17 protein-coding genes are annotated in these 20,203 nt (G+C 62.8%); 8 read left to right on the forward strand and 9 right to left on the reverse strand.

Features of this window, described 5'->3' with window-relative positions:
• Positions 1-4 precede the first annotated feature (4 nt).
• From K0B96_RS08090 to K0B96_RS08105, 4 genes are all read left to right on the forward strand, one after another.
• On the forward strand, positions 5-1,735 hold the full coding sequence (locus K0B96_RS08090) for a GspE/PulE family protein (protein ID WP_220165913.1): 1,731 nt from the start codon (positions 5-7) through the stop codon (positions 1,733-1,735).
• A gap of 99 nt (positions 1,736-1,834) precedes the next feature.
• A complete protein-coding gene (locus K0B96_RS08095; RefSeq protein ID WP_220165916.1) occupies positions 1,835-2,917 on the forward strand; it encodes a type IV pilus twitching motility protein PilT in 1,083 nt (360 codons plus the stop codon).
• A gap of 9 nt (positions 2,918-2,926) precedes the next feature.
• On the forward strand, positions 2,927-4,618 hold the full coding sequence (gene gspE / locus K0B96_RS08100) for a type II secretion system ATPase GspE (protein ID WP_220165918.1): 1,692 nt from the start codon (positions 2,927-2,929) through the stop codon (positions 4,616-4,618).
• A gap of 1 nt (position 4,619) precedes the next feature.
• Positions 4,620-5,906, forward strand: coding sequence for a type II secretion system F family protein (locus K0B96_RS08105; protein WP_220165920.1), 1,287 nt, complete (start codon positions 4,620-4,622; stop codon positions 5,904-5,906).
• 103 nt (positions 5,907-6,009) lie between these two features.
• Here K0B96_RS08105 and K0B96_RS08110 read toward each other — a convergent pair whose 3' ends face one another.
• Genes K0B96_RS08110 through K0B96_RS08120 form a run of 3 tightly spaced genes read right to left on the reverse strand, consistent with a single transcriptional unit; the run spans position 6,010 to position 8,259 of the window.
• Positions 6,010-7,059 (reverse strand): 3'-5' exoribonuclease YhaM family protein, encoded by a 1,050-nt coding sequence (locus tag K0B96_RS08110; protein WP_220165922.1) that lies wholly within the window; start codon positions 7,057-7,059, stop codon positions 6,010-6,012.
• Positions 7,052-7,606 carry an isochorismatase family protein gene (locus K0B96_RS08115; protein ID WP_220165924.1) on the reverse strand — a complete coding sequence of 185 codons (555 nt, stop codon included), beginning with the start codon at positions 7,604-7,606 and terminating at the stop codon, positions 7,052-7,054. The genes K0B96_RS08110 and K0B96_RS08115 overlap by 8 nt, the downstream gene beginning before the upstream one ends.
• A complete protein-coding gene (locus K0B96_RS08120) occupies positions 7,603-8,259 on the reverse strand; it encodes a metallophosphoesterase (protein WP_220165926.1) in 657 nt (218 codons plus the stop codon). The genes K0B96_RS08115 and K0B96_RS08120 overlap by 4 nt, the downstream gene beginning before the upstream one ends.
• 52 nt (positions 8,260-8,311) lie before the next feature.
• Here K0B96_RS08120 and K0B96_RS08125 point away from each other — a divergent pair, with 52 nt between their 5' ends.
• Entirely contained in the window at positions 8,312-8,917 is a 606-nt protein-coding gene (locus K0B96_RS08125) for a hypothetical protein (RefSeq protein ID WP_220165928.1), read from the forward strand.
• Positions 8,918-8,934: 17 nt separating this feature from the next.
• Here the strand turns inward: K0B96_RS08125 and hisF are convergent, their stop codons facing one another.
• From hisF to rho, 3 genes are all read right to left on the reverse strand, one after another.
• Positions 8,935-9,696 carry an imidazole glycerol phosphate synthase subunit HisF gene (gene hisF / locus K0B96_RS08130; RefSeq protein ID WP_220165930.1) on the reverse strand — a complete coding sequence of 254 codons (762 nt, stop codon included), beginning with the start codon at positions 9,694-9,696 and terminating at the stop codon, positions 8,935-8,937.
• A gap of 56 nt (positions 9,697-9,752) precedes the next feature.
• On the reverse strand, positions 9,753-11,513 hold the full coding sequence (locus K0B96_RS08135) for a hypothetical protein (RefSeq protein WP_255558902.1): 1,761 nt from the start codon (positions 11,511-11,513) through the stop codon (positions 9,753-9,755).
• Between the two features lie 240 nt (positions 11,514-11,753).
• Positions 11,754-12,956 carry a transcription termination factor Rho gene (gene rho / locus K0B96_RS08140; RefSeq protein ID WP_220165932.1) on the reverse strand — a complete coding sequence of 401 codons (1,203 nt, stop codon included), beginning with the start codon at positions 12,954-12,956 and terminating at the stop codon, positions 11,754-11,756.
• A 101-nt stretch (positions 12,957-13,057) separates the two neighbouring features.
• Between rho and acs the strand changes: the two genes are divergently transcribed.
• Both acs and K0B96_RS08150 read left to right on the forward strand, forming a co-directional pair.
• On the forward strand, positions 13,058-15,016 hold the full coding sequence (gene acs, locus K0B96_RS08145; protein WP_220165934.1) for an acetate--CoA ligase: 1,959 nt from the start codon (positions 13,058-13,060) through the stop codon (positions 15,014-15,016).
• Positions 15,017-15,155: 139 nt separating this feature from the next.
• Positions 15,156-16,586, forward strand: a complete 1,431-nt coding sequence (locus K0B96_RS08150) for a UDP-N-acetylmuramate--L-alanine ligase (RefSeq protein ID WP_220165936.1) — start codon at positions 15,156-15,158, stop codon at positions 16,584-16,586.
• 57 nt (positions 16,587-16,643) lie between these two features.
• On the opposite strand, the gene K0B96_RS08155 is transcribed toward K0B96_RS08150, so the two are convergent.
• Positions 16,644-17,216, reverse strand: coding sequence for a methylated-DNA--[protein]-cysteine S-methyltransferase (locus K0B96_RS08155; RefSeq protein WP_220165938.1), 573 nt, complete (start codon positions 17,214-17,216; stop codon positions 16,644-16,646).
• Positions 17,213-18,634 carry a DNA-3-methyladenine glycosylase 2 family protein gene (locus K0B96_RS08160; RefSeq protein ID WP_255558903.1) on the reverse strand — a complete coding sequence of 474 codons (1,422 nt, stop codon included), beginning with the start codon at positions 18,632-18,634 and terminating at the stop codon, positions 17,213-17,215. The genes K0B96_RS08155 and K0B96_RS08160 overlap by 4 nt, the downstream gene beginning before the upstream one ends.
• 101 nt (positions 18,635-18,735) lie before the next feature.
• On the opposite strand from K0B96_RS08160, the gene K0B96_RS08165 reads away from it, so the two are divergent.
• Positions 18,736-19,185: a GatB/YqeY domain-containing protein gene (locus tag K0B96_RS08165; RefSeq protein ID WP_255558904.1), complete on the forward strand. Its 450-nt coding sequence runs from the start codon at positions 18,736-18,738 to the stop codon at positions 19,183-19,185.
• 48 nt (positions 19,186-19,233) lie between these two features.
• Here the strand turns inward: K0B96_RS08165 and K0B96_RS08170 are convergent, their stop codons facing one another.
• Complete coding sequence (locus K0B96_RS08170; RefSeq protein WP_220165941.1) at positions 19,234-20,184, reverse strand: Vgb family protein; 951 nt, start codon at positions 20,182-20,184, stop codon at positions 19,234-19,236.
• Between the last annotated feature and the right edge of the window lie 19 nt (positions 20,185-20,203).

The following is a 20,203-nucleotide window of genomic DNA, read 5'->3' on the forward strand; positions in this document are numbered from 1 at the left end:
TCCCGTGCGCTCGGCCGACGACCACATCCTGGAATTGGCGGTGGCCCGGGGCTGGGTGGCGCGGGAAGCGGTGGAGGCGGCGCGGGCCGCGCTGGAGAGCACTGAGGAAGGCGCGGTCGCGGGCGGCACGCAGGTGTTGCGTGCGCTCGACGACAGCGGGGCTTTGCCGACGAAGACACTCACGCAATCGCTCGCGGATGCGTTCGGTCTGCCGGTGGTCGAGTTGGCGGCCCTGCGGGTGCCACGGGAGTTGCTGACCCTCGTTCCGCGCAGTCTGGCCACGAAACACCAGGTGCTCCCTGTGGCGCGGGAAAGCGGGGTGTTGCGCGTCGCCATCGGCGATCCGATCAACACCGATGCGGTCGACGACCTGGCGCACGTGCTGGGCCTGCCGGTTGAGGCGATGCTCGCGCCGGCGAGGGAAATCGAACAGGAGATCGATCGCTACTACGGGAAGGATTTCGGTTCGGTCGAAACGCTCGCGGATGAAGTGACGCCCGCGTTGCCCGGTGCACCGGACGCCGATTTGCACACGGCGACGGCCGCCGGCGAAGCTGACGAGAGCGATGCGCCGATCATCAAACTCGTTCACGCGTTGATCATCGAAGGAATTCGCCGGCGGGCGTCTGACATCCATCTCGAACCACTCGAGAAACGGTTGCGGGTGCGGTATCGCATCGACGGCGTGCTGCTCGAAGCGGAGAACCCGCCGAAGCGTCTGCAGTTGTCGATCATGTCGCGCCTGAAATTGATGGCCAACATCAGCATCGCGGAGAAACGCGTTCCGCAGGACGGGCGCATTCAGGTGAACGTCGCGGGCAAGGCACTGGATTTGCGCGTGTCGTCACTGCCGACCGTGCACGGGGAGAGCATCGTGATGCGCATCCTCGACAAGGAAGGATTGCAGTTGGGTTTGCCGGAGCTGGGTTTCCTCAGCGACGACCAAAAGACATTTGAGCGACTGATCGCCCTGGCGGACGGCATTGTGCTGGTCACGGGGCCGACAGGTTCGGGCAAGACGACGACGCTCTACAGTTGCCTCCACCACCTGAACCGGTCCGATCGCAAAATCATCACCGTCGAGGATCCGGTGGAATACCAACTCACGGGCGTCAACCAAGTGCCCGTGCGTCACGAGGTCGGCATGACCTTTGCGTCGGCATTGCGCGCGATGCTCCGGCAGGCACCGAACATCGTCATGGTGGGTGAAATTCGCGATCTGGAAACGGCCGAGATCGCGATCAATGCCTCGCTCACGGGACACATGGTGTTTTCGACGCTGCACACAAACGACGCGCCGAGCGCCGTGACGCGGTTGATCGACATCGGCGTGAAACCGTTTCTGGTGGCGACGTCCTTGCGCGCGGTTCTCGCCCAGCGGCTGGTGCGCCGTGTGTGCGCGCGGTGTGCACGTCCGCACGAACCGACGCCGCAGGAGTTGCGGGCGCTCAACATTCGCCCGGCCGACGTGTCCGGCGCGCACTTTCTCCGCGGCAACGGCTGCGCGGAATGCAACGGGACGGGTTACCGCGGCCGCCTCGGGATTTACGAGATCTTCATCATCACCGACGACATCCAGCATTTGATTTACGAAGGCGTGGGCGCCACGCGCTTACGGGAAAAGGCGCGGGCGCTGGGCATGCGCACGATGCGCGAAGATGGCGTCCGCAAGATCATCGCTGGTTTGACCACGGTCGAGGAAGTCGTCTCCATCACGGTCGGCGACGCGTCGTAGCGCCGCATCCTGTGTCCGCTTCCGCTTTCGTTTCCACCCGCTGAGCTTCTTCCTGGCCGCACTTCTGCGCGGCTGCAACCGCACCAACTCTTCCGCCGCATGAGCTATGAGATGAACGACCTGCTCGACCTGATGGTGGAGCAAAACGCGTCTGACCTGCACATCCAAGTCGGACAAGCTCCCGTCTTGCGCTTGAGCGGCAGCATGACGCCGATCGACGGTCCGATTCTGGGGCCGGCCGATACGGAGCGGCTGATGCTTTCCATCACACCGGACGCACACATCAGCAACGTGAAGCTGAATGGCGGCGCGGACTTTGGTTTCGCGTTTGGCGAAAAGGCGCGGTTTCGCGTGAGCATCCTCCGGGCGAAGGGCAATTACGGGATGGTGCTCCGCCAGATTCCCAACCGCATGTTCGGACTGCGCGATATCGGCATGCCTGACAAAATCCGCGAGCTGCTCTACCGGCCGCGCGGACTGATTCTGGTCACCGGGCCGACGGGCTCCGGCAAGTCGACGACGCTCGCGTCGCTGATCAACTACATTAACGAAAACCGCGACGGGCACATCATCACGATCGAAGACCCGATTGAGTATTATCATCCGCACAAACGCTGTCTGGTGACGCAGCGGGAAGTGCACGTGGACGTGCCAAGTTTCGCGGAGGCGATTCGCCGCGCGCTGCGTCAGGATCCGGACATCATCCTCGTCGGTGAAATGCGCGACCTGGAGACGATCGAGGCGGCGATCAGTGCGGCGGAGACGGGCCATTTGGTTTTCGGCACGCTGCACACGAACAGCGCCGCCAAAACCGTGGACCGCATCGTGGACGCATTTCCGGCAAACATGAAGGAGATGATCCGCACACAGCTCGCGTCGTCGTTGCAGGCCGTGATTTCCCAGGTGCTTTGCAAGAAGACGGGCGGCGGCCGCATCGCGGCCTACGAGATCATGATCAACACGACGTCCATCGCGTCGCTGATTCGCGAGAACAAGACGTTTCGCATTCCGTCGGACATCCAAACGGGCGCCAATCTCGGGATGATCACGATGGACACGCATTTGCTCAGTCTGCACAACCGCAACCTCGTCAGCCCGGATGAATGCGTGGAAAAGGCCCAGGATCCGATCGTGATGCGGGACAAGCTCACCAGCCTCGGCGCGCAGTTGAAAGTGTTGTAACCGGCGCTCATGTTCGAAGGCCACGATCAGGCGGTCCACGAATTCCTGCGGGAGCGCCGGCTGGTTTCGCCCACGCAGCTTGCGGCATTCGACAGCGAACGAGAGGCAACGGGGCACTCCCTCGCGGCGCTGGTGATCGAACACGGTTTGATCGAGCGCGAAGCATTGCTCGCCGCACTGGCGCAACATCTCGGCTGCGACTACGCGAAGGAGCTGCCGGTGCATCTGGCGCCGGAGCTGACCGGGCTGCTGGCCGGCCACGTGGCGCGCAGTTACGGCGTGATCCCAAGGCGCGTTGACGCGCAGTCGATCGATCTGCTGGTGGTGGATCCATTCAACGGCCAGATCGTGGACGACCTCACGTTTGCGCTGGGGCGGGATATTCGCGTCGTGGTGGCGGACCCGTTGCGCGTCGAGCAGTTGATCAAACAGCACTACGGGGAGGATGAGGCGAGTCTCGATGAGTTGTTGAACGAGATCAGCACGACCGAGCTCACGCGACCCGCCGCGGAACTATCGGCGGATGATATCGAGAGCCTTGCGGGGCAGACGCCCATCATTCGTTTCGTGAACGTGGTGCTCGCGCAGGCAGTGCGGGACAAGGCGAGCGACATTCATTTCGAGCCGTTCGAGCACGAGTTCAAAATCCGGTATCGGATCGACGGCGCGCTCTACGAAATGGCGCCGCCGCCGCTCGCGCTGGCGCTGCCGATCACCTCGCGCATCAAGGTTCTGGCGAACCTCAACATCGCCGAGCGCCGCGTGCCGCAGGACGGCCGGATCAAGCTGACCGTGGCGGGGCGGGCGGTCGATCTACGCGTCTCGACCTTGCCGACGCAATTCGGCGAGAGCGTGGTGTTACGCGTGCTCGATCAATCCGCGGTGCAACTCGATCTTGGGCAGCTCGGAATGCCGCCGGAAGTTTTGGCGGGCGTCAGTGAAATCGTACGGCGACCCAACGGTATTTTTATCGTCACGGGTCCCACCGGTTCCGGCAAGACCACGACGCTCTACAGCGGGTTGCGGGAGATCAACACGACTGAATTGAAGCTGCTCACGGTCGAGGATCCGGTCGAATACGAGATCGACGGCATCATGCAGGTGCCCGTCAATCCACAGGTCGGGCTGACTTTTGCGGCGGCGCTGCGCTCGTTTTTGCGGCAGGATCCGGACGTAATCATGGTGGGCGAAGTGCGCGACTTGGAGACGGCGCAAATCGCCATTCAGGCCTCGCTGACGGGGCATTTAGTGCTGTCGACATTGCACACGAACGACGCGGCCGGTGCGATCACCCGGTTGATCGACATGGGAGTGGAGCCGTTTCTCATCGCTTCGACCTTGGAGGCCGTGCTGGCGCAACGGTTGGTGCGGAGGATATGCACGCAGTGCCGGACCAGCTACACGCCCGATCCGGCGGTGCTAAAGCAATCCAACATTGATTCCGCGGCGTTGGGCGGCCGGGCGTTTTTCTATGGCCGGGGTTGTGCGCACTGCGATCAGACGGGTTATCGCGGGCGACGCGGAATCTACGAGTGGTTGCGGATCACCGATGCGATTCGCGAGCTGATCACGCAGCGCGCGCCAACGCTGTTAATCCGCCAGAAAGCGGTGGCGCAGGGAATGCGCACGCTGCGAGACGATGGGCTGCGCGCGATTTTTGATGGCGAGACGACGGTCGAGGAAGTCATCAAATACACCTGACATGCCGCGTTACCGCTACACTGCGATCGAAGCTGCGACGGGCCGCGAGCGCACCGGCTTGATCGACGCGACAGGTGCAGAGGAGGCGGCGAACACCCTGAAGTCGCGCGGGCTCGCGCCGATGGGTTTAGCCGCAGCCGCGGGCGAAGTGGACGCTCCTGTGCAGGTCAAGGCGCCCGTGCGGAAAAGCGCGGCGCCGGCCCGGGTGAAAAAGCCGGGGCGCAAATTCAACGTCGTTATTGGGCGCCCGATGAGCCGGCGCGGTCTAATGCTATTTACCCGGCAACTCGCGACGCTGGTAAAGTCCGGCATGCCGTTGCTGCGTTCGCTCGATGTGCTGGCCAGGCAGGAGAATAATCCCCACGCACGCGAGATGATTGAAAGCCTCGGCGAAACGATCCGATCCGGGGGAAACTTATCAGATGGATTGCTGGAATTTCCCCGAATTTTCGATCGCCTTTACGTGAACATGGTCAAGGCGGGTGAAGCGGGGGGTGTGCTCGATACGGTGCTCGACCGGCTGGCGGTCTTTCTGGAAAAGGCCGAAAAAATCCGGGGCAAGATCAAGGCGGCGATGACTTACCCTGTGATCATCGTGCTCGTTGCCACCGGGATCATGGCGGCATTGCTCGTGTTCGTGGTGCCCAAGTTCGAGGCGATTTTCCAAGGTCTGCTGAAAGGCCAGTCAATGCCGCCGCTGACCGTGGCCGTGCTCGGCGTAAGCCGGTTCGTGCAACAGCATCTTGTCATCCTGGCGGTGGTGGTCGTGGGCAGCTATTTCGCGCTCGGCCTGCTGCGGCGGACGCGCCGCGGCACCCGCTTGGTGGATCGTCTGCAAATGCGACTGCCGCTGCTCGGCCCGCTGTTTCTAAAGGCGGCGATCGCGCGGTTCACGCGCACGTTCGGCACGTTGCTCGCGAGCGGAGTGCCGATTCTTCAGGCGCTCGCCATTACGCGCGATACGAGTGGGAACGTGTTTGTCGCCGAGGCAATCGACACGGTGCACGACCGGGTGAAAGAAGGCGATAATGTCGCGCGGCCGCTGCAGGCGACAGACGTTTTCCCCGGGATGGTGACGAGCATGATCGAGGTCGGCGAGGAAACAGGCGCGTTGCCGGAAATGTTGACGCGCATTGCAAATATTTACGACGAGGAGGTGGATAATGCGGTAGTCGGGCTCACGTCGATTTTGGAGCCGATGATGATCGTCGTAATGGCCGTGGTCGTCGGCACGATGGTAATCGCGCTGATGCTGCCGATCATGCGCATCGTGCAGACGCTCGGGTAGTGCGAACGCGCTGCGAGGGGTGACGGCGCGAGGCAGTCAGCGCGGCCGCTGGATAGCTGCTCGTGGTCGCGGAGGCGACTCGCGCACGCGTGCCGGGCGGGCGCTACGACGCGGGCTGGTCGGATTCCGCGGGGGCCGGAGTTGCAACGACAGGCGCACATGCGCTCGTCGGCAACTTGCGCGTGAGCAGGGGTGAGCTGAGGCCGGGCAGGCGGTCAGAGAAATCAGCCGAATCAGCGCTCTGGCGCAGGGCGCGCTGGACCATGCCCATCTTGGCATCGAGGTTGTCGACGAGGGAAACAAAGACGGCCTCCGGCGTGGCGGCGTAAACGGCGGCGCCCCACTCAGGCTCGCCTTGATGGGAGAGAATGATGTGTTCGAGGCGCTCCGTGCGCTCGGCATCGAGACGGGCACGGAGGGCGGCTTTACGGGCGAGTTGATAGCCCAGCACGACGTGACCTTGAAGGATGCCGCGACGGCTGCGTTTCGTGGTGAGCGTGCCTTCGTATTCGATCACCTTTCCGGTGTCGTGCAGCAGCACGCCGGCCATCGCGAGATCCGCGTCGACCTCAAGGTAAAGCGGCAGGAGCGCCCGACACGCGCGCGCCATGTGCGTGGTGTGCTCCAACAAGCCATGGCGATACGCGTGATGCATCGCGACGGCGGCAGGCGACCAACGAAAGGCGTCGCCAAGCTCTTCGAAGACGTTGCGCACCGTGAGGCGGAGTTCATCGTGCTTGATGCTGTCGATGAACTGCTGGAGTTCGGTCCACAACGCGTCGGCATTCTCGGGCGCGACCTCGACCAGATTTTCCAAGAGGCCGGGCGCACTGAGGTCCTCTTCGGCGAGGACGTCGACTTTGGCCAGCTTGGGGGAGAGGCGGCCTTGGTAGTAATCGATGCGGCCCTCGAGACGAACCACGCCTCCTTCGCCGGCGGTTTTCAGCGCTTCGTAGGGCGGACTGTCGCTGAAAACCGTGCAACCGAACGAGCCGCCGCGGTCGCCGAATTCCACGCTGAGAAACGGGTTGCCGTTGGCGGCGGTCTTGGTGGTGAGCTTGCGAAGGACGAGCACGCTCGCGAACGCACGGCCGTTGCCGTTGGTCACCGCCTTGAGTTCTTGAACGGTGGAGAGGACGAGCGGCTCAGCCATGAGATTTTACGAGTTGGGTGTAAGCGCGGAAAAAAGGATGCGTCGTGTCGCCGAGCAGCGCGTAGCCCACAGTCTCGGTGGGCAACACGTGCGCCCCCGCGCGTGCAAGTTCATCAAGGCAGGTGCGCGCATCGTCGGGCCGGCGCGCCCCGACCGCGTCGGACAAGAGTGTGACCTGCCAGCCGGCGGCGAGCGCGTCGCGCGCGGTCTGGAAAACGCAGACGGACGTTTCGATACCGCAGAGGAGGAGGTGTTCGATTTCTTGCGCTTCGAGCGCGGCGCGGATCGTGGGATCGGCGAGCGCGGAGAAGGTGTTCTTCGGCCAGACCGGCGCGGTGGGGGCCAGGGCGCGCAGCGCAGGCGCGGTGCCGCCGAGTTTGGCCGGGACCTGTTCGGTGAAGGCCACGCGCAGCCCCAGTCCGGCCGCAGCCGCCAGCGCAAACGCGCAGCGCCGCTCGATCGCCGCCGGGTCCGCCATGGCGGCGATGAACACGGGCTGCAGGTCGATGCAGAGCAGCAGCGCGGCGGTAAGCGGAGAATCGTTCATGGGTAGTAGCGGCGGCGGGCGCGCACCTGCAGAAAACGTTTCTCAGGGAAGATGAGCGCCGTCAACGCGCCGCCCATGACGCAGGCAGTGTCGAGGCACACCGACCACTTAAGCTTGTAGACTTCGGGACGCGACGTGTGCCCGTAAACGACGAAAGGTGGACCATTCCAGAGGTCGGCCCAAAAAGGCGCGCCGGGGGCTTCGGAGCGTTTGGCGGGGCGGCCGTCGTCGATCACTTGGATGCGCGTGACGACGCTGGCGGGTTGTTTCGCCCACGGTTGGTCCGGCAAAAAGCCGCCGTGCACAAAGACGGTGTTCAACTCGGGTTCGTGATGGGTAAGGACCATCGATTCGAGATAAGACCAGTCGCTGGGGCGCAGCCGATCCAGGGTTTCGCGATCGCCGTTGCGGAGATATTTGGGGTCGCGCGTCCGGCGGAAGGCGAGAAAACGCAACTCGTGGTTGCCGAGGAGGGGAAGTGCCGCGTGAGCGCGAGCAAGATCGATGACACGATTGCTGTCGGGGCCGCGATTAATGAGGTCGCCGAGCAGGACCAGCCGGTCATCGCGGGTGAGCTCCAGTTGGGCGAGCAAGTCGGCGAATTCCTGGTGGCATCCGTGAATATCGCCCACGGCAATGAGACGTCCGGTCATCAGAGGGAAATTTGCTAGCGTCCGCTGGCGGGCGAAGTAAACAAGAAACCCCATGGATTTGAATCTGCAGCCGCGCGCGACGACGTGCTTTGTATCCGGTCAGCCCTTCGAGGCGGGCAACCGGGTGGCGAGCTTTCTGGTGCGCGCGACCTCGCTCGACGTCGTGCGTTACGACGTGCTGGAAGCGCAGGCGGCGGGCTTTTCACCCGAGGGATTTGTCGCGTGCAGCTGGGTGCAGGCCTACAAGCCGAGGCTCGCGGGAGAAAACGCCGACCGGGCGTTGAAGCTGACGTCCGAAAATTTATTTTTCACGCTGATCGACCCGTTGACGGAGCCCACGCCGGAGAACACGCGGCTGGTGCAATTTCTAGCTCTCATGCTGGAGCGGAAACGCACGTTGAAACCGAGGGGACTGAGTCCCGATGGCACGAAAAACGTTTATGAGCACGCCAAGACCAAACAGCGCGTCGAAGTGCCCGCGGGCGAATTGACGCCGGAGTTTTTCGTGCTCGTGCAGGAACAGCTTTCCATCCTGGTCGGAACGCCAAAATTGAAACCTGCGGCGGGAGCGACGACACCGGCCGCTGTGGGGGGCGCAGGCGCCGAGGATCAAACCACGTTGGCGGATATCGCGACGGATACGAACAGCGGCCTGTAAATCGCGGCTGGGGCGCGTTAGCGCCGGACGGGCATCCCGCGTGTCGTGAGATAATCCTTCACTTGTGGAATCGTGAAGGTGCCAAAGTGAAACAGTGAGGCGGCGAGGACGGCACTTGCGCGGCCCGCATCCAGCACCTCGGCGAAGTGCTCCATCGTTCCGGCACCGCCGCTGGCAATGACTGGCACTTCGACGGCATCGCTGACCCGGCGCGTGAGTTCGACATCGTAGCCGATGCCCGTGCCGTCGCGATCCATGCTGGTGAGGAGAATTTCACCGGCGCCTAGTTCAACGGCCCGGCGCGCCCACGCGATGGCGTCGAGTTCCGTGGGGCGCCGACCGCCGTGGGTGTAGACGCGCCACGACTGGCCGTCGGGCTCACGTTTCGCGTCGATCGCGAGGACGATGCATTGATTGCCGAAGCGCCGGGAAGCCGCGGCGATGAGCGCAGGCTCCTGGATGGCAGCAGTGTTCAGAGAAACTTTGTCGGCGCCGGATTTCAGCATCGCCTCAATGTTGTCGACCGAGCGCAGGCCGCCGCCGACCGTCAGAGGCATGAAACATTGTTCGGCAGTCGCCGCGACCACGTCGTGCATGATGGCGCGGCCATCGCTCGACGCGGTGATATCGAGAAAGATGAGCTCGTCGGCGCCTTGCGCGTCATAGGCGCGAGCGCATGCGACAGGATCGCCCGCATCACGCAATTCCTGAAACTTGACGCCCTTGACGACGCGGCCGGCGTTGACGTCAAGACACGGAATGATTCGGCGCGAGAGCACGGCGGAATTCGCTGCTTATACGGCGCGCGGAGCACGCGGCATTTTACCGGCAGGGGTCAACCCTCGACGACAGCAACGTCCGGGTCGTAATTCACCAGCAGACGGTAAACGTGACCGGGACGCATGATGAGCGGGTGGTCGCGCACGAGGTGCTGAATGTAGTGAATCTTGCCGTAATTGGTGCGGTAAGCCGGATCGGCGGAAACGATTTCCGTCTCCTGCCAGTTGGCTTGAAAGTCATCCTTCGCGACGCTGCAACGCAGCCCCTGCGCACCGAGTGCCGGTGAACCGGCGACGCGGTATTTGGAATGTGGCGCCGCGATCGCGAGGGCAAAGCGGAATTTGTCCAAGGTGACCTGCTGTTTGACGGTGTAAGCAAACTCGGCGGCGATTTGATGGCCGGAGAACGTCCACTGCACCTTCACACTGCCGAGGCCCTTGACGAGTTCCTCATTGAGATTGATGAGCTCGGGTTGTTCGTAGCGGAAATAGAAGCTGTTGCGCAGACCGAGGCCCGTGACGCAGTTGCGGCCGTAGAAAGCCGGAATAGTCACTTGGTCCCCGAAGGTGAGCTCGGGCAACATGACGGGCAGGTAAACGTTGTTCGGCCAGTCGAACACGCCGGGGCAGTGAGGGAAGGGCAGCGAGTCGGCGGTGAGTTTGGTGCCGGAGCTGACGAGCGGAATTTGCGCGTGCAGGCCGCTGGCGGCGTCGCGATAGAGAAACAGGCCCTGTTCCTTGCGGTTGGATTTGTCGAAAATGACGAATCGTCCGCTCGTGCGGGGCGCCTCGGTTTTCGGTGCGCCGGACGGCATGTGGACCGTCTTAGAAAGGCGCGACCACTGGCACAAGTAGCGCGCGGCGTCGAAATTCGCCATGCGGGTGGTGTGCTTTTCGTAGGCGGTGCGTTCGTCGTCGCGGAGGTCGAGGAAGCCGTGCTCCTGATCCAGATACGTCTGGTAAAAGTAAAGGAAGAGGCGGCGGAGGATATCGAAATACTTGGGCTTTTGGTCGTCCGGAATCCAGCCATCGCGCAGGCCTTGGAGGATAAGGCTGATGCAGTGCATCTGGCCGTAAGCGCCCGCGGCGCGGCCGTAGGCCCAGCCGAGGCCGTCGGCGCGCACGAGGTCCGGCATCGTCTTGATGTATTTCTCGGCGTAGGTGCGGAGCGTGGGCAGCTTGCGGTCGCGCACGCCGCTGTTGGCGTGCAACTGCAGCGCGGAGCGGATGAACACGAACGTCATCACGCCATAGAGATTGAAATTACCTCCGAAACCGGAGGTGGCGTCGTCGAAAAATCCGGCGGAGCTGGTCTGATTGATGCGTTCAACCATGCGCTCGATCAGGCGCGAGGTTTCGTCTTTTTTCGAAAGACCAAAGCTGAACCGGGCGACCGCCTTGGCGACGTTGAACGCCTGCCAGTGATTGTCGTAGTCGCTGCGGTGGAGCAGTTGCTTGTCGATGCGTTCGCGTGTTTCCTCGACGAGGCGCTCCCAGACGGGGTTGCGCTCCTTGGAAGGGCCGAAGGCGAGCAGGCCGAGGGCGGCGTAAGCGAGGCCGTTTTCGGCGGCTGGTTCGGTGAAGACCTGCGCGGTGATGCAGCGCGCGGCGAGGTCGATCAGGTCGTGGCCTTTGAGGCTGGTCTCGCCGGTGGCGCGAAAGAATTCTCCGAGGGCGTAAGCGACGTGGCCGGGTTCATCGGCGCGCGAGAGCTCATTATTGGCTGGCAGCAAGGTGCCATCGGGCTGAATCGAGTCCAGATTATGGGCCAACATAGAGCGGGCCATATCGAGACATTGCTCGGAAAAACTGTGCATGCGAAAGGTTGCTGGTGACGGAGAGCGGACGCCTTGCGCGATGGGCGCAAAGGAAGCCGATGAATCTCAGGAGTTTTGAATGCGGAGCAAGAGGGAAGTTTCCTCCGCGAAGCGGAATCCGCGCGGTCGGAGCCGAAAGAGCGGGCGAAAAGCCGCGCAAGTGAAGCGGCGGATATGGGGGAAACGTGACAAGCGAGAGGGTGTTGGCCGAGAGGCGGTAAACGGGCGCAGCGCCATCGCTTAACGCGCGAGCAGCTTCAGGAACTCCTCGTTGTTTTTCGTCTTCGACAGGCGTGCGATCATCGTCTCGGTGGCTTCCTCGATTTTCTGCTGCACCAGCGCGCGGCGGAAAAAATGGATGGCGTCGAGTTTCTTCGGGTCGAGCAACAGCTCTTCTTTACGCGTGCCCGATGAGGCGATGTTGATGGCGGGCCAGAGACGCATCTCAGCGCACTTGCGGTCGAGGACGAGCTCCATGTTGCCGGTGCCCTTGAACTCCTGGAAAATCACGTCGTCCATGCGGCTGCCGGTTTCGACGAGCACGGAAGCGATGATGGTGAGCGAACCGGCTTCCTCGGTCTTGCGCGCGGCAGCGAAAAGCTGGCGGGGTTTTTCCAACGCGCGCACATCGAGACCGCCAGAGCCGGTGCGGCCGCTGTTGCGTTGCGTGTTATGCGCGCGGGACAGGCGCGTAATGGAATCGACGAAGAGCACGACGTCGCGCCCGACTTCGACGAGACGTTTCGCCCGTTCGATGCAGAGGTCGGCGATGCGGATGTGATTCTCGATCTGCTCGTCGTTGGACGAGGCCCAGATTTCGGCGGGCACACTGCGCTTGAAATCAGTGACCTCCTCGGGACGTTCGTCGACGAGGAGAATCATGACGTGGCACTCGGGATTGTTTTCCAGCACGCCAAGGGCCATGTCGCGGAGCAGAGTCGTTTTACCCGTGCGCGGCGGAGCGACGATGAGACCGCGGGTGCCTTTGCCGATGGGGCAAAAGAGGTCGACGGCGCGCGTGGTGAGGCGGCCGTCTTTGAGCTCCATTTTCAGGTGCTGCTCGGGGGAAACGGTCGTGAGCGTGGTGAACTCGAGCTTGGCGCGCCGCTCTTCGAGGGCGATGCCGTCGACGCTCTCGATGAACTTCATCTTCGGGTTGGGAAACCGCCCGTCCGGGGGGAAGGCGGTGCCGCCCACGCTCATGCCGGGCTTCAGTTTGAAACGGCGGATGAGTTCCTTGGGAATGAAGGTGTCGGTGGGCCGCCGCTTGCCATTTTTGGCGAGATCAAGGAGCTGGCCGTTGCCGCCGCGTTGGATGTCGATGTCGAGAATACCTTCGACGTGAATGACGTTTTCCGGCGCAGGTGCGGGAGCGGTCGATGCCGAAGCATCGGTCGGGGCAGGTGCATTGTCCGCCGGGGCGGACGCTGGGTTTTTATCCATACAAAAATTGAGAAACGCACGTCCCGCTTGACGCTTGAAACTTCGAGCGGGATAAGTCGCGCGTTATCCGCGCCTCTTAACCCCTAGAATCAGCCACCATCGTGACCGACCAGACGATTACCTCAGTTTCCCGGGAACACCGGGTGTTCAGGCCTTCGGCCGAGTTCAAAGCCCAAGCCAACCTTGGGAGTGAATCCACCTACAAAAGGCTCTACTCCGAATCTGTCAACTCCCCAGAAAAATTCTGGGACCGAATGGCGAAGGAGCATCTGGTGTGGCGCAAGCCTTACAAGAAAGTCCTCAACTGGAAGCCGCCGCACGCCGAGTGGTTCGTGGGTGGGAAGCTGAATGTGGCGGAAAACTGCCTCGACCGGCACCTCGGAACCGCGCGCGAAAACAAGGCGGCGCTGATTTTCGAGGGCGAGCCCGGCGATGTCCGCACGATCACTTACAAGCAGCTGCATTTTCACGTCTGCCGGCTCGCGCAGATCTTTCAAAACATGGGAATCGGCAAAGGTGATCGCGTGGCGATCTACATGCCGATGATCCCTGAGGCGGTGATGGCCATGCTGGCGTGTGCGCGCGTCGGTGCCATCCACACGGTCATCTTTGGCGGTTTCAGTCCGGAGGCGTTGAAAGACCGGATCAACGACTGCCAGGCGAAGCTCGTCATCACGGCCGACGGCGGCTGGCGGCGCGGGAAGGTCATCGAACTGAAGGCCAATGTTGATCGGGCGGTCGAGGGCACGCCGAGCGTGCACACCATGATGGTCGTCAAACGGTGCGGCAACCCGGTGACCATGGTCGAGGGACGTGACGTATGGTGGCGCGAGGCGTGGGAAGGCGCCCCGAATTACCATGAGGCGAAGGCGTTCGACGCGGAACACCCGCTCTTCATTTTATATACATCGGGTTCGACGGGGAAGCCGAAGGGCGTGCTGCACACGAGCGCCGGCTATCTGCTCGGTTGCAAAATGACGTCGCAGTATGTCTTCGATCTGAAGGAAAACGACCGCTACTTCTGTTCTGCCGACATCGGTTGGATTACCGGTCACAGTTACGTCGTTTACGGTCTGCTCTCGAACGGCGCGACGATCTTCATGTATGAAGGCGCACCGAACCAGCCGGAGCCGGATCGTTTCTGGCAAATGATCGACCGGCACGGAATCACGATCCTCTACACGGCGCCCACCGCGATCCGCGCGTTCATGCGCTGGGGCGATAATTTCGTGCTGCGACACCGGCTCGATTCCTTGCGCCTGCTCGGCTCAGTCGGCGAACCGATTAATCCGGAGGCCTGGATGTGGTATCACAAGATGATCGGAAAGAAGCGTTGTCCCATCGTCGACACGTGGTGGCAGACGGAAACCGGCGGCATCATGATTTCGCCGTTACCGGGCGTGACCCCGACGAAACCGGGTTCGGCGACGAAGCCCTTTTTTGGTGTGGCCGCCAAGGTGGTCGACGATCAAGGCAAGGAAGTGCCGCGCAACACCGGCGGCAAACTCGTCCTCACGCAACCATGGCCATCGATGCTGCGGACGCTGTGGGGCGACGATGACCGGTTCAAGCGGCAGTATTTCAGCGAATTTCCGAAGCATCCCGACTATTACTTCACGGGCGACGGCGCGCGGCAGGATGAGGATGGATACTTTTGGATCGTGGGCCGCATTGACGATGTGCTCAACGTCTCCGGGCACCGCATCGGCACCGCGGAAGTGGAAAGCGCGTTGGTTTCGCATCCGGCCGTAGCGGAAGCGGCGGCGGTTGGCCGTCCCGACGAACTCAAGGGACAGGCGCTCGTCGTGTTCGTATCGCTGAAAGCGGGCCACACCGCCAGCGACGAACTCAAGGAGGCGTTGCGCAACCACGTGGGGAAAGAGATTGGTTCGCTCGCGAAACCGGACACGATTCGTTTCGCGGCGGCGCTGCCCAAGACGCGCAGCGGAAAAATCATGCGCCGCATTTTGAAGGACATCGCCGCCGGCGCGACCGTGAAGGGCGACACCAGCACGCTCGAAGATTTCTCGGTGGTGGCCTCTTTACAAAGCGAGGAATAAGCACAGACCGCGCGCGTGACGCTCAACGCCGGAGCGAGCCACCTGAGTGGCTCGCGCTCCCGCTTGGAAGGCGGCGAACGGGAAGTGGCGCAATACGCTTCCCCTCGCGCGACGCGCGACGTAGTGAGAGCGGCTTAATATGAAGATCTACTTCATGGGCATCGGTGGCACGGCGATGGGCAACGCGGCGTTACTCACGCGGGCGGCCGGGCACGACGTGCTCGGCGCCGATTTAGGCGTTTATCCACCGATGAGCACCGTGCTGGCCGAGGCCGGGATCACCGCGCACGAAGGATATGATCCGGTGCGGCTGGCGGCGCTGGCACCTGATTTGGTCGTGATCGGAAACGCGATGTCGCGCGGAAATCCCGAAGTGGAATGGCTGTTGGACGAACGGGCGATCGCGTTTACGTCGCTCCCGGCGTTGCTGTCCGACTTCGTCCTCCGAAGGCGAAAGAATATCGTGGTGTGCGGCACCCACGGAAAGACGACGACGACTTCACTCGCAGCGTTCTTGCTGCGGGCCAACGAACGTGACCCTGGTTTCCTCATCGGAGGCGTGCCGCAGGATCCCCCGGTCGGGGCGCACTTGGGCGCGCTCGCAGACCCGTTCGTGATTGAAGGAGACGAATACGACAGTGCCTTCTTCGACAAGCGATCGAAGTTCATCCACTACGCGCCGCACATCGCGGTGTTGAATAATTTGGAATTCGACCACGCGGACATTTTTCGCGACCTGGCCGATGTCCAGCGGACGTTTGCACACCTGACGCGCATCGTGCCACGGAGTGGCTGCGTCGTGATGAATGGCGACGATGAAAACCTGCGGGCGCTCGGCGATCTGCCGTGGACGCGGGTCGTGCGGGTGGGAATGACGGAGGTGAACGATTTGCGCATCGTGGGATTTACGGAAGCGGTCGAAGGTGCGCGATTCGAGCTGTGGTGGCGCGGCGAGAAATGGACCGACGTGCACTGGGCGCTGCCGGGGCAGTTCAACGCGCGAAACGCCGCGATGGCCGCATGCGCCGCGGGGCTCGCGTTGACGGGCGCGCAGGGCGACCCGCGAGGGCTGCGGCTCGAGGCATTGGCGCAGTTTCGCGGAGTAAAACGCCGACAGGAAATTCTCGTGCGGGGGCCGGAAGTCACGGTGATCGAAGATTTCGGCCATCATCCGACCGCGATTGCGGAAACGCTGCGTTCACTCCGCGCGCGCTACCCGGGCGCGACGTTGACCGCGGTTTTCGAGCCCCGCAGCAACACGGCCCGGACGAAAGCGCTGCAAGCGGATTTTGTGAGTGCGCTTGCGGGGGCGGATGAGGCTTACATCGGGCCGGTCAGCCGCGCGGATAAGTTGAAACCGAGTGAGCGATTTGAAGCGGGTGTGGTCATGTGCGATCTGCAGAAAGCGGATGTCTCGGCGCACACCGCGGAGACAAATGCGCAACTTCTGGAAAAACTTCTCGCGCAAACCCTGCCGGCGCCGGGCCCGCGCGTCGTGGTGTTTTTCACCAATGGGAGCTTCGACGGCATTATCGCACGTTACGCGGCGGCCGTCCGCGCAGCGCAGTAGCCGCCACCGTCGATATCAAACGCCCGGTATTGCGGTGACGAGCGCACCGCCCCGCGATCAACCTGTTGCGGCAAGCGTTCGGGCGGGCGCCATGGCGACGGAGCGTTCGTGTTCGAGGAGCTGCCGTTTGATGTTTTCGCCAAACGCGAAACCGGTGAGCGAGCCGTCTGCGCCGATGACGCGGTGGCAGGGCACGATGAGACAAATCGGATTCGTGGCGTTGGCGCGCCCGACGGCGCGGGGCGCGGTGCCGAGCGCACGGGCGAGGTCGCCGTAGCTGCGCGTTTCGCCAAATGGAATCGAACGCAGCGCCGACCACACGCGTTGTTGAAACGCACTCCCAATGGCTGCGAGGGGCAGATCGAAGTCGCGCCGCTCTTCCGCGAAATATGCCCGCACTTCCTCAACCCAAGGTGCCACCCTGCACTTATCGCCGATCAAGTGATAACTGGTCGCTCCCTCAGTCGCGCCAACGGAGGAATTGTCATCCAACCGCTGGCAGGATTTCAGGCGCCCGTGGAGAGCAGTGGTGTCGCCAAAGGCGGTGGCCACGAGCGCCCCGGTGGCGTCGACGCAGAGGGAAAATGGGCCGCAGGGCGTGGAAAGAGTGGCGCAAAAATAGGTGTTCATGGCGCAGGTTGATTGAATTGCCAGAGGTGCGCAGTCGCGAGGCTGCGGTAAGGGGAAAAGACGGCCATGAGCCGCCGCGTGGCATCGACGTCGGGGCGCTGCTCCAGTTGCAAGAGCGCCTGCAAACCGCTCGTGACGCCCGTATCGCCGAGGGGCACACAATCGGCGAAGCCGAGCGCGCGCATCATGACGTAGTTGACGGACCAGGGACCGAGTCCGCGGATCGCGAGAAGGGTGCGTTCAGCGCGCGTGGCGGACAAGGTGGGCAGCGCGACGAGATCCAGGCGGCCACCGGCAATCATGCGCGCCGTGGTGATGAGATAGTCGGCTTTGGAGCGGGAGAATTGGAGCGGAAGCAGGTCGGCCGGCTCCAGCGCAGCGACGGCTTCGGGCGAGGGCGGCGCAGAGAGACCGTCGCTTACCGGCGTGCCCGTGCGCTCGATCAATCGGCGGCGCAGCAAGCACGCGAACGGTAGATTGATTTGCTGGCCGATGATGGACCATAGGACGCCGTCGAACACCGAAGGAATTTGCGCGAGCCGTAATTCAGGCCGGCCGGCGACGAGGCGCGAGAGCCCGAGTTTACGGGCGAGACGGGCGAACCCGGCGGCGTCTTGTTCGAGGCCAAGAATGCCAGTCACCACGCGATGGGCGTGCACGCCGGAAGTGTTTTCGACCGCCACCTCGATTTCGTTTTCGCGCAGGCGGAGACGCAAGAGCGCCGGGCCGTGCGGCGAACGGAACGCTGTGACATAGCGATCGCCTTCAAGTCGTTCGGTGATGCTGTGCGGATCGCGGCTCAGAGCGCGGCGCAGATACGCCAGAGGATAGCCGACGGGTAACGTGAGCGTAAACGAAGACGTCCGCGGGAGTTCGCGGTAGGCCGCGGGAGTGAGGCCATGAAAGCGGCGGAAGTGATCGTGAAACGCGGAAAGCGATTCGAAGCCCGCTCCGCCTGCCACGCTGGCGAGCCCGTCCGCGCTCGCGAGTAGTTGGGCCGAAGCCAGGTGCGCGCGAGCGCGCGTGAGAATTTCGGCGGGCGTGGCGTGATAGTGTTGGCGGAAAAGCTCGAAGAGACGCGTTGAGCCGAAGCCGGAGCGGCGGACGATTGCGGCGACATCGGCGAAAGCGGCGGGGTGGGTGCGAATTTCCGCCACCAGCGTTTCGATGGATTCGAGCACGGGATCGGCTCCGCGGGCAAAATCGTCGGGGTGGCATTTTCGACACGGGCGCAGCCCGGCGTCGCGCGCGGCCTCGCACGTGGGGAAGAAGCGAACATTGGCGAGCTTCGGTTTGCGCGCTTTGCACGACGGCAGGCAATAGATGCCGGTGGTGAGCACGCCGGTGAAAAAGCGCCCGTTCCACTCGGGATCACCGGCCAGCACGCGCGCATACATTTGCGCATTCGTCATTCGCATGGGTGCACGTTAGCACATTCGCCAGATGGCGTCGTCCGGAGAATTTCGGTGCAATTTTTCAGCCGCTGGACATCGGCCCGGTCACCGCGCATGATGCGATCATGTCTGCGATCTACGCCCAGCTCCGCGCTGATATTGTCACCGCCATGAAGGCCCGCAACCAGGCCACAACGACTGCGCTGCGGACGGCCGACGCCGCCATCAAGCGCGCGGCGATGGACACCAATCAGGAGATCGATGACGCGTTGACGATCACGGTGCTGCGCAAGGCGGTTAAAAATCTCACTGATGCGCGCGAAGAGTTTGCCAAGGGGGGACGCGCCGACTTGGTCGCGGCAAACGATGCCGAGATTATTTTGCTCGCAAAATATCTGCCGCAATCGCTTTCGCCCGATCAACTGGCAGCCGTGGTGAGCGAGGCGATCCAAACGGCCGGCGCGACGACCAAGAAAGAAACCGGCAAGGTGATGGCGGTGCTGAAGCAGCGGCCGGACGCGGGCACGATCGATTTCGGGGCAGCGAGCAAATTGATCCAGGCCAAGCTGGCCTGAAGCGGGCGCGGGCCAACGCGATCAACGCTTCACCCGGCCGGGCGCGTGTCAGACGCGGTTGGCCGATCGCCGGGCGCGGAATTGGCGAAAGCCCACGGCGGCGCTGGCGGCGAGCAGCGCGCCCACCAGCGCGCTGGTGGCCGGCTCGGGAATGGCGGTGGCGAATGCCATGCCGCCGGGAGTCGCCAAGCCGGAGATAAGCGCCGCGTTGATGACGTGGCCGTTCAACAAATCGTATTGTCCCACCGTGCCGTCGTTGCTGTTTACGAACAGGCTGGAGCCGTAAACCGCGAGATCGGTGGGACCACCGTTCAATCCCGCGATAAATGACGCGTTAATCGTCGCGCCAGTGGTGACATCATATTGGCCCACCGTTCCGGTGTCGCCATTGATGACGAACAGGCTCGTTCCGGCAACGGCGAGTCCGAGAGGATGGCTCAGCCCGGAGATGAACGCCGCGTCAGTGATGCCGCTGCCTAAATCGTGGTGCCCAATCTGACCGGTGAAGTAGTCGGAGACGAAAATGTTGGCTCCCGACACGGCGACTGAAACAAGGCTGTGCGAGCCGGGGACGGGCAGGGTGGCAATCGCGGTCCCCGTGGCGGCGTCGTAGCGGCTGATAACGCCGGTATTATATTCGACGACGAAAAGATCGGAGCCGGCTACCGCCAAGGCGTCCGGATGATTCAAGCCGGAGACGAAGGTGGAATTGATGAGGTGACCATCGTTCAGGTCGTAGCGACCGATCGTGCCGTCAGTAAACGAAGCGACAAACAACGAGTTGCCGTAGGCGGCGAGGCCAATCGGATCGTTCACGCTGGAGATGAACGAGGCGTTAGCAGGAGTGCCCGTGGCGGCATCATACTGGCCGACGCGTCCGCCATTATATTCTGCCACGTAGAGTTGCGAGAAGGCACCGGGCGCCAGCGCCAAGCCGCACAAAACCGGCAGCGTAAAACGACGCAGACTGCGCAGCGGAGAAACGGGAAGGGCGAACATCGTGATAGGGAGGAGTTAA

This window comes from Horticoccus luteus (assembly GCF_019464535.1).
Taxonomy (GTDB): Bacteria; Verrucomicrobiota; Verrucomicrobiia; order Opitutales; family Opitutaceae; genus Horticoccus; species Horticoccus luteus.